Source organism: Pantoea sp. JKS000250 (genome assembly GCF_003201065.1).
Taxonomy (GTDB): Bacteria; Pseudomonadota; Gammaproteobacteria; order Enterobacterales; family Enterobacteriaceae; genus Pantoea; species Pantoea vagans.
This window is the reverse complement of the sequence record NZ_QICZ01000002.1, coordinates 309,596-325,311: the sequence shown is the minus strand read 5'-3', so window position 1 is coordinate 325,311 and position 15,716 is coordinate 309,596. Positions and strand designations below refer to the sequence as shown.

Annotated in this window: 14 protein-coding genes and 1 riboswitch; of the genes, 9 read left to right on the top strand and 5 right to left on the bottom strand. The window is 54.2% G+C overall.

The window, feature by feature from the left end; translation table 11 throughout:
- Positions 1 to 219: 219 nt before the first annotated feature.
- The 6 genes from ascF to BY447_RS21335 all read left to right on the top strand — a co-directional run bounded on the left by ascF (position 220) and on the right by BY447_RS21335 (position 6,579).
- The gene (gene ascF / locus BY447_RS21360; RefSeq protein ID WP_110332163.1) at positions 220 to 1,686 is read left to right on the top strand and encodes a PTS cellobiose/arbutin/salicin transporter subunit IIBC; all 1,467 of its coding nucleotides are present in this window, start codon (positions 220 to 222) and stop codon (positions 1,684 to 1,686) included.
- Between the two features lie 36 nt (positions 1,687 to 1,722).
- Entirely contained in the window at positions 1,723 to 3,153 is a 1,431-nt protein-coding gene (locus BY447_RS21355; protein WP_110332162.1) for a 6-phospho-beta-glucosidase, read from the top strand.
- Between the two features lie 105 nt (positions 3,154 to 3,258).
- Positions 3,259 to 3,361, top strand: a riboswitch (TPP riboswitch).
- A 68-nt stretch (positions 3,362 to 3,429) separates the two neighbouring features.
- The gene (gene tenA / locus BY447_RS21350) at positions 3,430 to 4,131 is read left to right on the top strand and encodes a thiaminase II (protein ID WP_110332161.1); all 702 of its coding nucleotides are present in this window, start codon (positions 3,430 to 3,432) and stop codon (positions 4,129 to 4,131) included.
- Positions 4,128 to 4,868, top strand: a complete 741-nt coding sequence (locus BY447_RS21345) for an ABC transporter ATP-binding protein (RefSeq protein WP_110332160.1) — start codon at positions 4,128 to 4,130, stop codon at positions 4,866 to 4,868. Before tenA ends, BY447_RS21345 begins: the two co-directional genes overlap by 4 nt.
- The gene (locus BY447_RS21340) at positions 4,865 to 5,620 is read left to right on the top strand and encodes an ABC transporter permease (protein ID WP_110332159.1); all 756 of its coding nucleotides are present in this window, start codon (positions 4,865 to 4,867) and stop codon (positions 5,618 to 5,620) included. Before BY447_RS21345 ends, BY447_RS21340 begins: the two co-directional genes overlap by 4 nt.
- A 23-nt stretch (positions 5,621 to 5,643) precedes the next feature.
- Positions 5,644 to 6,579, top strand: coding sequence for an ABC transporter substrate-binding protein (locus BY447_RS21335; RefSeq protein WP_110332158.1), 936 nt, complete (start codon positions 5,644 to 5,646; stop codon positions 6,577 to 6,579).
- 36 nt (positions 6,580 to 6,615) lie between these two features.
- On the opposite strand, the gene BY447_RS21330 is transcribed toward BY447_RS21335, so the two are convergent.
- Complete coding sequence (locus BY447_RS21330; RefSeq protein WP_110332157.1) at positions 6,616 to 8,388, bottom strand: putative bifunctional diguanylate cyclase/phosphodiesterase; 1,773 nt, start codon at positions 8,386 to 8,388, stop codon at positions 6,616 to 6,618.
- 152 nt (positions 8,389 to 8,540) lie between these two features.
- Complete coding sequence (locus tag BY447_RS21325) at positions 8,541 to 9,767, bottom strand: FAD-dependent oxidoreductase (RefSeq protein ID WP_110332156.1); 1,227 nt, start codon at positions 9,765 to 9,767, stop codon at positions 8,541 to 8,543.
- 164 nt (positions 9,768 to 9,931) lie between these two features.
- Between BY447_RS21325 and BY447_RS21320 the strand changes: the two genes are divergently transcribed.
- Positions 9,932 to 10,240 carry a YicS family protein gene (locus BY447_RS21320; RefSeq protein WP_033784811.1) on the top strand — a complete coding sequence of 103 codons (309 nt, stop codon included), beginning with the start codon at positions 9,932 to 9,934 and terminating at the stop codon, positions 10,238 to 10,240.
- 154 nt (positions 10,241 to 10,394) lie between these two features.
- Entirely contained in the window at positions 10,395 to 11,723 is a 1,329-nt protein-coding gene (clcA, locus tag BY447_RS21315) for a H(+)/Cl(-) exchange transporter ClcA (protein WP_234366596.1), read from the top strand.
- A 19-nt stretch (positions 11,724 to 11,742) separates the two neighbouring features.
- On the opposite strand, the gene BY447_RS21310 is transcribed toward clcA, so the two are convergent.
- The 3 genes from BY447_RS21310 to BY447_RS21300 form a co-directional block, all read right to left on the bottom strand.
- On the bottom strand, positions 11,743 to 12,267 hold the full coding sequence (locus tag BY447_RS21310) for a phenolic acid decarboxylase (protein WP_013196415.1): 525 nt from the start codon (positions 12,265 to 12,267) through the stop codon (positions 11,743 to 11,745).
- 160 nt (positions 12,268 to 12,427) lie between these two features.
- Positions 12,428 to 12,901, bottom strand: coding sequence for a VasL domain-containing protein (locus tag BY447_RS21305; RefSeq protein ID WP_323859525.1), 474 nt, complete (start codon positions 12,899 to 12,901; stop codon positions 12,428 to 12,430).
- A 983-nt stretch (positions 12,902 to 13,884) separates the two neighbouring features.
- Positions 13,885 to 14,565 (bottom strand): type 1 glutamine amidotransferase domain-containing protein, encoded by a 681-nt coding sequence (locus tag BY447_RS21300; RefSeq protein WP_033784813.1) that lies wholly within the window; start codon positions 14,563 to 14,565, stop codon positions 13,885 to 13,887.
- A gap of 157 nt (positions 14,566 to 14,722) precedes the next feature.
- Here BY447_RS21300 and BY447_RS21295 point away from each other — a divergent pair, with 157 nt between their 5' ends.
- Complete coding sequence (locus BY447_RS21295; protein WP_110332154.1) at positions 14,723 to 15,640, top strand: LysR substrate-binding domain-containing protein; 918 nt, start codon at positions 14,723 to 14,725, stop codon at positions 15,638 to 15,640.
- The last annotated feature ends 76 nt before the right edge of the window (positions 15,641 to 15,716 follow it).

Genomic DNA, 15,716 nt, shown 5'->3' with positions numbered 1-15,716 from the left:
AAGCCTCTCAATGTTGGAAATATTTACCCTGCCCGCTGGCGCAGATACCCGGCCCGCCGGAGGTGATGAAGTTCACAAAAAACAAATCTGACTGATTTACCCCCTTGTCGGCCCACTGAAAGCACTTCATGATTTTATGAAACCGGTTTCCTATTTGCATGTCAGCAGCCGATAAAAATATAAAAACGTAACCGATTTACCCTACAGAGAAGAGCGATCATGCCCATGAACTATGCCGAGGTGTCACGCGCCATTGTCGATGCGCTAGGCGGCCTCACCAATATCGAAGCCGTAACCCACTGCATGACCCGCCTGCGGTTTGTGGTGAAAAATGAAACGCAGGTCGACTATCCCCGCCTCAAAGCGATCAGGGGCGTTATGGGCGTGGTACACAACGACACGCAGTGCCAGGTGATCATCGGGAATAACGTCTCGCAGGCTTATCAGGCGGTACTGGCACTGGGATCGCCCGGCGCGGTAACGACTGAACCGGTGAAACGTAAAATTACCCTGCGAGGCATAGGCGCGGGCATTCTGGATGCGCTGGTGGGCACCATGTCGCCGCTGATCCCGGCAATTATTGGCGGGTCGATGGTGAAGCTGCTGGCGATGATTCTGGATATGGCGGGTGTGTTTGAAAAAGGCTCGTCAACGCTGGTGATCCTCAACGTGATTGGCGACGGCGCATTCTTCTTCCTGCCGATTATGGTGGCCGCCTCTGCGGCGCTGAAATTCAAAACCAATATGTCGCTGGCAATCGCCATCGCCGGTGTCCTGGTGCATCCCAATTTTGTTGAGCTGATGGCAAAAGCGGCGCAGGGTCAGCCGGTCGAGTTCGCTTTCATCCCGGTCACCGCGGTGAAATATACCTACACGGTGATCCCGGCACTGGTGATGACCTGGATCCTGTCCCACATTGAGCGCGGCGTGGATCGCATTACTCCGGCCGTTACCAAAAACTTCCTGAAACCGATGCTGATTGTGCTGATTGCTGCCCCTATTGCGATTGTGCTGATTGGTCCGATTGGCATATGGATTGGCAGCGGTATTTCGGCGCTGGTTTATACCATCCATGGCTATCTTGGCTGGCTTTCCGTCGCGATTATGGGTGCCATCTGGCCGCTGCTGGTGATGACCGGGATGCATCGTGTGTTCACGCCGACCATCATCCAGACCATTGCAGAAACCGGCAAAGAGGGCATGGTGATGCCGTCAGAAATTGGTGCCAACCTGTCGCTGGGCGGATCGTCGCTGGCAGTGGCGTTTCGCACCAAAAATCGTGAACTGCGCCAGACGGCACTGGCAGCAGCAGCGTCTGCCATCATTGCCGGCATTTCTGAACCGGCGCTGTATGGCGTGGCGGTTCGTCTGAAACGGCCGCTGATCGCCTGTCTGATCAGCGGTTTTATCTGCGGCGCGGTCGCGGGCATTGGCGGGCTGGCCAGCCACTCAATGGCCTCGCCTGGCCTCTTCACCAGCGTACAGTTCTTCGACCCGGCTAATCCCATGAGTATCGTCTGGGTCGGCGCAGTCATGGTGTTGTCGGTGGTGCTGTCGTTTGTGCTGACGCTGCTGTTAGGGTTTGAAGATATTCCTGAAGCGCAAACTGAAACCAAATCCGAATCCAGTCCCGCCGCGCAATCTGCGCCTGTTACCGAACGCACCAACGCGATTAATAGCCACTAAAGGAAAGGGTCAGGCTGACCCGGAAAAGAGGATTGCATGTCTGATTCAAGGTTCCCGCAAGGGTTTTTATGGGGCGGCGCGTTAGCCGCCAATCAGAGTGAAGGCGGTTTCCGTGAGGGCGGAAAGGGCTTAACCACCGTCGATATGATCCCGCATGGCCCACACCGACTGGCGGTCAAGCTGGGTCTGGAAAAGCGCTTTACGCTGCGGGATGATGAATTTTATCCCAGCCATGATGCCATCGATTTCTATCACCGCTATCCGGAAGATATTGCGCTGATGGCGGAAATGGGGTTCAGCGTGTTTCGCACATCAATTGCCTGGAGCCGCCTCTATCCCAATGGCGATGAACTGACGCCCAATCCGGAGGGCATCGCTTTTTACCGCGCGGTGTTTGAGGAGTGCCGGAAATATAATATCGAACCGCTGGTTACGCTCTGTCATTTCGATGTGCCGATGCATCTGGTGACCGAATATGGCTCATGGCGCAATCGTAAAATGGTCGACTTCTTTGCCCGCTATGCCCGTAGCTGTTTCGAGGCGTTTGATGGCCTGGTGAAATACTGGCTGACCTTCAACGAGATCAACATCCTGCTGCACAGCCCGTTTTCCGGTGCGGGTCTGGTGTTCGAACCGGATGAAAACAGGGAGCAGGTGAAGTATCAGGCGGCACATCACGAACTGGTCGCCAGCGCGCTGGTCACGCGAATCGCGCATGAAGTCAATCCGACGAATCAGGTCGGCTGCATGCTGGCAGGCGGCAACTTCTATCCGTGGTCCAGCAAACCGGAAGATGTCTGGGCAGCGTTGGAAAAAGATCGTGAAAACCTGTTCTTTATTGATGTACAGGCACGCGGTGCTTATCCGGCTTATGCTGCGCGCGTGTTCCGTGAAAAAGGCGTCACGCTTGAGATCGCTGACGGCGATGCCGATATCCTGAAAAACAGCGTCGATTTTGTCTCGTTCAGTTATTACGCCCCTCGCTGCGCCTCGGCGGAGATGAACGAACAGAACAGCAGCGCGGCCAATGTGGTGAAATCCCTGACCAACCCTCATGTGCCACGTAGCGAGTGGGGCTGGGGCATCGATCCACTGGGCTTACGCATTACCATGAATATGATGTACGACCGCTATCAGAAGCCGCTTTTCCTGGTGGAAAATGGTCTGGGCGCGCGCGATGAAATCGATGCGAATGGCGAGATCAATGACGACTACCGCATCAGCTATCTGCGCGAGCATATCCGCGCCATGGGCGATGCCATAGAGGATGGTGTCCCGGTGATCGGCTACACCAGTTGGGGCTGTATCGATCTGGTGGCCGCTTCGACCGGTGAAATGAGCAAGCGCTACGGTTTTGTCTATGTTGATCGGGACGATCTTGGGAACGGTACGCTGGCGCGCACGCGAAAGAAATCGTTCTGGTGGTATAAGAAAGTGATTGCCAGTAACGGGGCAGATCTTGAGTGACACCGTCACTTAAAAGTAATATCTGAGCGCCCTGCTCCGCATCAGCCGGGCCAGAGCAGAACGCTCACGCATGCGTTGTGCTCCGGCAATAATTATCGTATAACGAATGTCTCCGAGGGGTGTCCTGTAATGGGCTGAGATGGCGCAAGCCGAACCCTTTGAACCTGATCTGGGTCATGCCAGCGAAGGGACGGGTCGGCAGATTTTCTGCCCTATCTCCTGCACTATCCCCTGTTCCAGACCGTATGCCCGGATCTCCCTGCTACTGGAGATCCTATGACACATCCGCTTTTCGAAACCGGCTTTTATGGTCGTCTGCGCCATCAGGCGGGCACGCAATGGCACGATTATGTCAGGCACAATTTTGTGCAGCAGCTCGGACACGGCACGCTGCCACCCGCCGCTTTTCGTCACTATCTCACCCAGGATTATCTGTTTCTGCTGCACTTCGCCCGTGCATGGGGTCTGTTGATCAGCAAACTCTCAGAACCGGCTGCATTACGCAGCGCGACGGCATCGCTGAACGCCATTATCAGCGAACTGCCGCTGCATCTGGCTTACTGCCAGCAGTGGGGCATCAGCGAAGAGGCGATGGCGAGCGAAACGGAGGCAATGGAAACGATCAACTACACCCGTTACGTGCTGGACGTGGGTCACACCGGAGATGCGCTGGAGCTGATGACGGCGCTGATGCCATGCGTCGCCGGTTATGCGGAAATCGGCCTGAGGCTGCTGGAGGATCCCGCGACCCGCTTCGGGGGGAATCCTTACGCCGCATGGATTGAGAATTACGGTGATGAGTCCTACCTGGCGGGCGTCGGTTCTTCAATGATGCTGTTTGAAACGCTGGCTCAACAGCGCGCCGGTGAACAGCGTATTAACTCACTATCTGAGATTTTCACCACTGCAACCCGGCTGGAAGCGGCATTCTGGCAGATGGGGCTTAATTATACTGACTGTCTGCAGGTCAGCTCATGACGCGGCTGGACGCTGCCGTGCCGCCGGGTATTTCCGTTCGCCAGCTCTGCCTGACGCTTAATCAGCAGCAACTGTTCAGCGAGCTTAATCTGGAAATCGCGGGCGGTGCATTGACCGCTTTACTGGGGGCCAGCGGCGTGGGTAAAAGCAGCCTGATGCGGGTGATTGCCGGTCTGACGCCACCCACTTCGGGACAGATTAACGGCAGCGATGGTCTGCCGCTGGCCGGGCGCATCGCCTGGATGGGGCAGCAGGATTTGCTCTATCCGTGGCTGACGGTGGAACAGAACGTCTGCCTCGCCAGTCGCCTGAAAGGTGAGAAAGCCGATCGCGACCTGGCGCAGCATTTGCTGGCGCAGGTGGGCCTGAGCCACTGTGCCCGTGCGCGACCTGCGACACTTTCGGGCGGTATGCGTCAGCGGGTAGCGCTGGCGCGTACCCTCTACACCCGTCAGCCGATTGTGCTGATGGATGAGCCTTTCTCGGCACTGGATGCACTGACCCGCACGCAGATCCAGACCCTGGCGGCAGAGGTGCTGGCCGGACATACCGTGCTGCTGATCACTCATGATGCCGCGGAAGCCTGTCGCCTCGGTCATCACCTGCTGGTAATGGGATCCACAGGCATTGAAACCTGCCCGCCACTGCAGGGCCAGCCACCGCGGGCAGCAGATGACATCAGCGTGATTCAGAGTCAGGCCACCTTGCTGAAACAGCTAAGCAGGCTGGCCGGATGAGATTACGTTTCGCCGCGCTTCGCCGTGGAATCATGCTCTCTGCCGGATTGATTGCGCTGTGGTGGCTCGCCACGCTCACTTCCGTTCCGGCCTTTCTGCTGCCCTCGCCCGCTGCGGTTGCTACCGCCCTGTGGAACAACGCTGGCTATCTCGGCCATCACAGCCTGATCACCCTGACTGAAATCCTCAGCGGTATGGCGCTGGGCGTGCTGCTGGGCGCGGTGCTGGCACTGGGCATGACCTTTTCGTCGTGGTTACAGCGCTGGATGATGCCGCTGGTGATCACCAGCCAGGCGATTCCGGTATTTGCCCTGGCACCGCTATTGGTGCTCTGGTTTGGCTTTGGCATGAGCGCCAAAGTCGCAATGGCGGTACTGGTGATCTTCTTCCCGGTTACCTCCGCCTTTTTTGATGGCCTGCGTCGCGTCACGCCCGGCTATCTCGATCTGGCTCGCACGATGGACGCTTCACGCGCAGCGCAACTGCGCCATGTCCGGCTGTTAGCCGCACTGCCCGCCCTGGGTTCGGGCTTGCGGATGGCAGCCGCCGTCGCGCCCATTGGCGCCATCATAGGTGAATGGGTTGGATCGGCTGAAGGGCTGGGCTACGTGATGCTGAATGCCAACGCCCGCATGCAGAGCGATCTCTGTTTCGCCGCCCTGTTTATTCTGGTGCTGATGACACTGACCCTGTGGCTGATCATCGATCTTCTGCTTCGCCGCCTGATTACCTGGACTCCCGAGCCACACTGACGACCCTACTGATGAGAAAACCTATGACTAAAACGCCCCTGTTTGTCCTGATGTTCAGCGCCACCTTAGCCTCGCAGGCTCAGGCAATGGAAAAACTGACGCTGGTGCTCGACTGGTATATCAATCCCGACCATGCACCCATTATGGTGGCGCAGCAAACCGGAGCGTTTGCGACAGAGGGTCTGGAGGTTAACATTGTGCCGCCTTCCGACCCCGCGCTGCCGCCGCGTCTGGTGGCCGCTAAGCAGGCGGACTTAGCGATAACGTATCAGCCGCAGCTGCATTTTTTCGCCGACCAGGGCCTGCCGCTGATGCGGGTGGGCACGCTGATTAATACGCCGCTGAATACGCTGATGACGCTGGACAAAACGGTGAGAAAACCAGCGGACTTAAAAGGAAAACACATCGGCTATTCCGTCAGCGGCATTGAAGAAGCGACGCTGGCGACGATGCTGAGCCATGACGGAATCAGGGTCGATCAGGTAAAGCTGGTTAACGTCAATTTTCAGCTCACCAGCGCCCTGATGACCGGGCAGGTTGATGCGGTGATTGGCGGCTATCGCAATATTGAAGCCCTGGAGATGAAACTGGCTGGCAAAGATCCGGTGGTGTTTAACGTCGAGGATTATGGCGTGCCGGCCTATGACGAGCTGATTATCGTTGCTAACCGCGATGAGGCGCATTCAGAAAAAATTAAAAAGTTTCTGCGGGCACTGAAGAAGGGGAACGCACAGTTACAGGCTCATCCTGAAGAGAGCTGGCAGATGTTTGCACAGGCGCATCCGGAACTGAACACACCGCTAAACCATCAGGCATGGCAGGTTACGCTGCCGCTGTTCGCCACCGATCCGGCAAAACTGGATCGCGCACGCTACCAGACTTATGAGCAGTTTTTGTTTGATAACAAGCTGATCAAACACATCACTCCGGTTGAGCGTTACGCCACCGGCAGTGAGTGATCAGCGCGCCCGCAACAAGTGCTGCGGGCGAGTTGACTAGCGTGACTTCTGATAAAGCCAGTGTTCGATGTCGCTGGCTGGCAGCGGTTTTGAAAAGAAGTAGCCCTGAATCTGATCGCAGCCGTAGGTTTTCAGCAGTCCCAGCGTGGCTTCTGCTTCCACACCTTCGGCCAGCACAGTGTAATTCAGCTCTTTCAGCATCCCGATGATGCATCTGACGATGATTTTAGAAGCGTCGTCCTCGCCCATACGCGAGATTAGCGAACGGTCAATCTTAATCACATCCAGCGGGATATCCTGCAGGTAGCTGATATTGCTGTAGCCAACGCCGAAATCATCCAGAGAGATCATAAAGCCGTGCGATTTCAGCGCTTCCAGCCCTTTGATCGCCACATCACTTTTGGTGATCAGCTCATTCTCAAGACACTCAATACCCATTATTGAATTAGGTAACTGCGCTGCCGCTAATTTTGCCACCAGTTGATCGGCAAAATCGGGCCTGGCAAAGTCGCGTTCACTGACGTTAATCGAGACCGGAATCAGGTCGTACTCGTGATTCCAGCGCGTAAGCTGCTCAACGGTGTGATCGATAACCCAGTTGGTCAGATCGGAGATCAGGTTGGTTTTACCGGCTAACGGAATAAATTCTGATGGGAAAAGTTCACCCCGCTCAGGGTGATTCCAGCGGATCAGCGCCTCCAGCCCGACCGTTTTACCGGTTTTGAGACACACTTTGGGCTGCCAGGCGAGATACAGCTCTTCATCTTTCTTCAGCGCCTGAGCCAGATCGTTCATGATCATAAAGTCATCGGTGCGCCGCGAGTCGTAACTCTCGTCAAACGACATCGCACTGATGTTCTCATCAATCGCTTCATGTAACGCGCTGACGGCCTGACGCACCGTTTCGTTGGCATCCATCTGTCCCGGTACAAACTCTGTTTCGCCGGTAAAGACATCCAGGTCGAGCGTGATATTTTCCGCCAGATCGGCCCGCATGCCTTTGAACAGATAGATCATATTATGGGCTGAATAACGACCTGAGTAAGGCTGCACAATGGCAAAACGGCCAGGGGCAAATGTGTAAAGCGTCTCGTTCTCCGGCAGATTAAGCCGCTGTGCGGCATCCTGCGCCATCTGCCTGAGCAATTTCTCCATCGGCGCAATGCCCACTGCGCGGGAAAGCTCATACGCGCGAATAATGTCGAGACAGTCGATAAGAATCAGGCGAAAACGGCTGTGGGGCGCGGTAACGGTCAGTTGCTGCAGATCACGAATCAGGCGTGGCCGGTTTGGCAGATGCGTTATAACGTCGGCAAAACCCGCATTGTTCCAGGCATCCAGAAAAGAGGTCACCAGCGTGGCCAGTGAGCGCAGCGTAGCGAGTTTTTCATCCGCAAAGGGATGGGGTTGTGTATCGGTAACGCAGAGTGTTCCCAGCATCGCGCCGTCAAGGTTTTGCAGCGCTACACCGGCATAGAAACGAATATGCGGGTCGCCTTCCACAAAGGGATGCGTAACAAAGCGTTCATCCAGTAAGGTGTCAACCACCACCAGATGTCCCTCACCATCAATGACGTGGCGGCAGAGTGACTCATCACGGGTCGATTGTTTTAGATCGAAGTTCCGTGATGCTCTTATGTATTGATTATGATCGTCAATAATCGAAATGAAGCTGCCTGAAATACCCAGCACCTGACTGGCGAGATTCACGAATCTCTCCAGCACTCTGTCACGGGCTTCATCCGGCGACAAAAGTGCCTTGATCGCACTCAGACGTTTTACGTCGCTGCCATTTTGCTCGTTATGCACTGAAACCTCTCCTTTGCAGGCGCAAAAATCGAAAATAATTTAGCTTAAGAATGCTCAATTAGCGCCCAATTATCAGATAAATAGCGGCTCAATCTGACAGTACTTTCACAATGAAACAGTGTCGCACGATATCTGATCGCTGTCGAAATCATTTAACGCGCTGACTTCATACGCGCAACCTGTGGCGACTCTGTTCTGAAGCCCAGACCGATCAGCCGACCCAGCACAAAACGCAGAAACGGCAGGCGACGAATAATTGCAGGAACCTTGCTGCTGCCCGCAGATTTTCTTCTGGCTTTGTTGCGGCTCATTTTAATCTGCAAAAACTGCGTGGCGACAGTGGGGAACTGACGACGCTTCTGCACTTTTTCCAGATCGCGCAGCTGCAGTTCACCGCGTTTCAGTGGGGCAGTAAGGAGATTCGCCGTCGCCACCGCATCCTGAATCGCCAGATTAACGCCAACTCCGCCTATTGGCGACATGGCATGCGCAGCATCACCAATACAGAGCACGCCAGGTTTCGCCCACTTCTCCAGCCGGTCGATACGTATCGACAGCAGCTTAAACGCCTCCCAGCTTTCGATTTCCGACATGCGCGTCGCCTCAAAAGGCGACACTGCCGCCACGTCTGCTTTAAACGCGTCGAGACCGGCGGCCTGTTTCGCCTCAAACTCCCCTTTCGGAATGGTCAGACCGCACTGCCAGTAGTCGCCACGATCGATAACGATGAAGTTCTGCTTCGGCCCTTTATGCCCCATGCCCAGCTCGGGATCTTGCGGCTGCTTACTTAAGCGGAACCAGATGACATCGCGCGCGGCGCCAAATTCCTGTCCGATCAGCCCGGCCGCGTCGCGCACGCGCGAATGGCGACCATCCGCACCGACTACCAGTTTGCAGCGAATATGCAGCTGCTGATTGCCGCGTGAGGCCGTCACGCCGCTGACCGTGCCATTTTCTTCGATCAGCGACTCGAAGGCAGTCGACTGCAGCAGGCTGAAGCCCGGATAGCGGGCACTCTGCTCTGCCATATAGTTCAGGAAATCCCACTGCGGCATGAAGGCAATAAAACGACACTGAACCGGCAGACGTGAGAAGTCGGCCATCGTAATGCTTTGTCCTGCAATTTCTGCCTCAAGCTTTTCGGCTCGCTGATGCGGCAGCGTCAGGAAAGATTCCAGCAGTCCGAGCTGATGCATTATTTCCAGCGTCGAAGGGTGGATGGTGTCTCCGCGAAAGTCGTGAAGAAAGTCAGCGTGCTTTTCGATGACGACTACGCGCAGGCCTGCGCGGGCAAACAGATAACCCAGCATTAAGCCGGCCGGGCCACCGCCAACGATACAGCAGTCAGCGGTAAGAATTTCAGTGGAATGTGGCTGCATGTCAGCTCCCTGTCGCGCCAGTATTGCTATGATTATTGCGTCAACCGTGGCGACATTGCTGCACACGGTCGATGGTGCTGTGCTCAGGCTAATCACTCAATGCGATTAAACTCAACTGAAACTGCCGAAGAGACTTTCCTGTTCTCAGCAGTCAGGAGATCATCATGAAAGTGATCCGCAATACGCTGTTTATGCTGCTGTCAGTATGCCCCATGCTTGTGGCCGCCGGGCCGTATGAAACACTGCAGTTTACACTGCGTCAGCAGCAGATAACCGACGATCTGCGCCAGAAGTGTCAGTTACCGCCAGCCTTCTCTGATGAAAAACTGCGCCAGACGTTTCTCGATGACAAGCAGAATCTGCAACAGAATCAGCTCACGCTAACCGTCGCAGCTCAGGCGCTGAAAAATCAGGACAACCCAGCCTACCGCGAACGCATGGCGCAAGTGGTTTGTCCACCGCAGACCGACTAACTCTTTTCCCGGCTGAAATTGATCCTGACGTTTGTTTTCACCTTATCACTCAGTAAACTGGCACGCTGGTCTGGTTGAACAAGAATGCCTCTCAATGAATGAAGAATCACCGCAGCCGGTTTATGTTCCCCGTTCCCTCGCGGCGCGCAGCCGGATGTTTCGCGCCCTGCTCTATCGTGACAAAACGCCGCTGGCGATGCTGTTTTGCGCCGCGCTGGTCGGTACGCTGGTCGGTCTGGCGGGCGTAGCGTTTGCCCGGGCTGTTGAAGCAATACAGCAGTGGCGCGCCGATACGCTTATCCCCGCGCAGTTTCAGGGCTGGATGCTTTACGCCGCCGCTTTTGCCATTTCGGCCTTGCTGGCGATGGTCGGCTATTTTCTCGTCAGACGCTTTGCGCCCGAAGCAGGTGGTTCCGGCATTCCCGAAATTGAAGGGGCGCTGGAAGAGCTGAGACCTGTGCGCTGGTGGCGGGTGATTCCGGTGAAATTTTTTGGCGGCATGGGCACGCTGGGTGCAGGAATGGTGCTGGGCCGTGAAGGCCCGACGGTGCAGCTGGGCGGCAACATTGGCCGCATGGTGATTGATGTTCTGGGGATGCGCAGCAACGAAGCGCGTCATACGCTGCTGGCAACAGGCGCGGCTGCGGGCCTGGCCGCCGCGTTTAACGCGCCGCTGGCGGGCATACTGTTCATCATCGAGGAGATGCGTCCGCAGTTTCGCTATAACCTGATTTCTATTAAAGCGGTGTTTACCGGTGTGATTATGGCGAGCATCGTATTTCGCTGTTTCAACGGCGAACAGGCGGTGATCTCCGTTGGCAAACTGGCTGATGCGCCAGTGCAGACGCTGTGGATGTATCTGGTGCTGGGTATGATCATTGGCATGGTCGGCGTACTGTTCAACCGCCTGATATTCATAACGCAGGATCTCTTTGCCCGCTTTTATGCCGGCAAAACGGCTCGCGTGGTGCTGGCGGGTGCATTGCTCGGCGGCGGCTGCGGTATTCTGGCGCTGCTGTTCGCACCTGGCGCAGGCGGCGGCTCAGAACTGATTCCGCAGGCGGTTCATGGTGTGTTCCCGTTGACCCTGCTGCTGCTCATCTTCATGGTCAGACTGGTCACTACCCTGCTCTGTTTTGGCTCAGGTGCGCCGGGCGGTATTTTTGCGCCGATGCTGGCACTGGGAACGTTGCTCGGGACAGCTTTTGGGGTAGCGATGACGGATCTGTTCCCGTTGTATCATCTGGACGCGGGAACCTTTGCGATTGCGGGAATGGGCGCACTGTTTGCCGCTTCGGTAAGGGCACCGCTCACCGGGATCGTGCTGGTGCTGGAGATGACCGATAACTATCAGCTGATATTGCCGATGATTATTACCTGTCTTGGGGCTACGCTGCTGGCGCAGTTTCTGGGGGGAAAACCACTCTACTCATCCATACTGGCCCGCACGCTGGCACGCCAGGCAGAAGCGACCCGCCCATAGCGGCGGGTCGTACTATCAGTTACTTACCATCAAAATAGTCAGCAGGCATCTGCCCCGGTGCCTGATTAATGACTTCATCGTTATCCGGCCCTTCGTTTTTCATGTAAGTCACTTTCGCAAACTCAGGAATGATCACATAAGGATAGGCCGGGCCTTCGTCGCGGAAGCGGTGCATATCTTCAATGAAATCATTCTGGTAGCAGATGGTTTTTTCCGGATGCTGACCTTCTCCGGCAATCCACTGCGGGAAGAAAATTGTCCCGTGAAGCAGGGTGCGATTCAGATCAAACAGCAGGCTGACGCAGGTGCCGGTGGGTTCATGCCAGTCAACTTTGTAAATGCCGGGCGCAAACTGCACTGCGTGCATTTTCTGGTTGGTCACCCAACGACCGCCCACCAGCCCCTGATGAATACGGTAGTCACAGGTCGTTTCATTGCGGGCGTACCACTCATATTTCCAGCCATTATCATAGGTATAGACAAAATGTGTGCCAACGAACTGGGACAGGTCGCTGGAGATATCTTCCGGAGATTCTGTAGACATTTTAACCTCTGTTAAATAGCGCGTAACCTATGCGCCGATGGATTTAATAAAAGCTAAAGCGCAATTAATCGATGAATATTGACTATGGCGCAGATTATCGATTTTGCCATAAGCGACCCGGCAGACATTTGATCTTCCCAGTGCTTATCGCTGTACGCCATCACTCGACCTGATTTTTAATCAGCGCATAGCGGTTCAGCAGCTGAGTAAACTGCATATCGACCTGCGCCAGCTGTGCTGCTCTACCTGATTCGGCATTTTCTGACTGCCCCAGCTGATAAAGCTGCTCTTCGAGGGGAACTGAGCGGCTGAAGTTCTGCGTTATCGTGAACACCATCGACTTCAGCTCCGAACCGGTGAGATACCTGCCATTGCGCTCACCAAGCGTATTCAGGCGGTGTGTCAGTGCCTGCAATCCGTCCATCCCCTGATGCCAGCCGGATAATGATTCAGTGGGTAGCGCGTTTCCCAAAAGGTACTGCTGCCACTGCGCTTTTAGCGTCACTGTTTCGGCAGGTTCAGCTCTGGCGGCGAGCACAAAGCCATATTCCTGTCGCCACAATGGCGGCAGCTGCGCCAGCGTTGTCAGTGCTAAGTTCTCAAGGCCATGCGCAGGGTAAATGCCAGCAGTCACTCCTGATGACAACGCTAAAGCCACACCATGTGAATACTCTTAGCAGAGCATGGAACCTTAATGCGAAGCGATGAAGAGGATGTGCAAACTGAAGAGAATTAAAGCATGCATGAATGCGACAAAGAGTGACTAATGAGAAAGAATTCGAAAATGACACTCAGTAATGACACCCCCGCAAAATCTGAGAGACACGCTGAAATGATAAAAGCCCTGACTGAAATAGTCAGGGCTTTTAAAGTACTACAGATTTAACATTAAACATTAACTAACTTAATTGATAGGTACTGCTTCGATACTACTATTTATGAACAGATCCTGCGGATAATAATGATCACAATAATCAAATGTCATTATTATTAGCGGTTTCAACCACCTGATAGTCTTTCAGGAGACAAAGACAGGTCAGGCCCGTATAAATCTGTACACCCCCATCGCGATATATATTCTTTGATGCGTTGCCTTACTTTCATTACGACGTTTAAACCGCAATCGTATCCTGTCGTAAAGTAACGTTCAGAACTACGAGGCCTTACATCATCGCGACGCGATACTACTTACTTCTCGAAGATTTACTCAGACTCCATCTAACAGCGTCGTCATTAACTTATCAGCGATTAATAACAACTTCGTTTAACAGAACCATCGGCAACTTATATTTAAAAAATTGTCGACACCATTAACGCTAACACCAGGGATTTTTTGGTGTATCAGGGCAACTTCACGCCGCTGATGTCTCTTACTTTACGGTTCTGATAAACGATGTCAACACTGTTTTTAAAGACATGTTTATATTTTCAGTAGACTTACTCTGCTGAGCGTTAATAAGAGAAATCCAGCGCTGTAATTATTGGCATCAATTTAAATTTAGTCCTAATCTATTTGATCTGAATAATTCATCAGGTAACAATCTGCACTGTGCCTTGAGTTCAGCAATAAAAAAGGCGCCCTGGGGCACCTTTCGAAACGTCTTAGCTACAGACGCTTTAACTCGCCAGACTTGAGAGTAAGACTTTCGCGGTCTCAGCCGACGAACCTGGGTTCTGTCCGGTAATCAGTAAGCCGTCCTGCACAGTGTAGGATTGCCAGTCATCACCGCGTGAGTAAAGACCGCCATTCTGTTTCAGCACATCTTCCACCAGGAAAGGCACGACGTCAGTCAGGCCAACGCCCTCTTCTTCGCTATTAGTAAACCCGGTTACTTTCTTGCCTTTCACCAATGGTGTGCCATCAGCGTTTTTCACATCACGCAGAACACCAGGTGCATGACAAACCAGCGCCACCGGCTTGCCAGCCTGCAGGGTTTGCTCAATCAGCGAAATGGAGTGTTTGTCGTTAGCCAGATCCCATAACGGCCCATGGCCGCCAGGATAGAACACGGCATCAAACGTTTCCTGATTAACCGTATCAAGCCTTACGGTCGAGGCCAGCGCGGCCTGAGCAGCAGAGTCAGCATGAAAACGGCGGGTCTCATCAGTCTGAGAATCAGATTCATCACTTTTTGGATCGAGTGGCGGCTGTCCACCCTTCGGTGAAGCCAGAGTAATCTCAGCGCCCGCATCCAGGAATGCATAGTAGGGTGCGGCAAGCTCTTCAAGCCAGAAACCTGTCTTCTTGCCGGTGGTGCCCAACTCATCATGCGAGGTCAAAACCATTAAAATTTTCATTTCTGCTTCCTATAACAGTCAGTTTCAGGTGTAAGGATAGCCAGAACCCGCGATTTAGCCGCCATGTTCTGCGTTGACCCACTAATCATGGCGGGCATATAAATATTTATGAAATTTATTTCTTCAATTTAAGCTATTCACACAGCATTATAGCTAAATGAAATACGACCTGAATTTACTGCCAGTTTTGCTGGTTATGATGGAAGAGCGCAACGTCACCCGCGCAGCGGAACGGCTTGGTATTACCCAGCCGGCTCTTTCTAATGCATTGAACCGGTTGCGCGAAACGCTCAACGATCCGCTGTTTATCCGCGAGCGCTACGGTATGCGCCCGACACCGAAAGCAGAACAGCTGGCCCAGGTAGTCGGTGCTGCCCTATCATCCATTGATAACGTGATCCTTGGTCAGCAGGACTTTGATCCGCTGCACGCCACCCGGTTGTTTACCCTCGCCCCTAACAGCTATGTTGAATTCATCATGATGCCTGCCATTGTGGCGCGTCTTCGTGACTGCGCGCCCGGTATCAGGCTTCGCCTCACGCCGTTTGGCAACGACGTAACGGAAACGGGTGTGATTTCAGGAAACACCGATATGGTGCTGGGGCGTATCGTTGAGCCTCCTGAGAATCTGGTTGTGCAGCACCTGATGAATGAAGGTCTGGGGTGTGTGATACGCGCAGATCATCCGCTGGTGGGCGAAAACCTTAGCGCAGAACAGTATGAGCAGCTCAAACACGTTAATGTACTGCCGCCTGGTCGTATGCGCGCGGGTTTATATCAGGCACTTGAAAAGCGCGGCCTGCGCCGTCAGGTTGCCGTGTCGGTGACACATTTTCTGGCCGTCCCGGAGATGATTGCGGTCACGGACTACTGCGCGACCCTGCCTCGCCTGATCTGCCAGCATCTTTCCAGAGATCAGCGGCTCAGAATTGTTCCCGCGCCGGTTGATCTCGGCACTTTTCCGGTTGAAATGGGCTGGCATGCGCGCTATCGCGACGATCCTGCACATCGCTGGTTCAGGAGTTTAGTAGCAGAAATAGCCCACGCGCTGGCCGACCCTCAAATAAACAGTTAGCACAACCATCAATGCCGAGCTAATAGTTAGTATTGATATGGTAACCTGAGTTAGCATTATTCCCATCGGAGTCCAG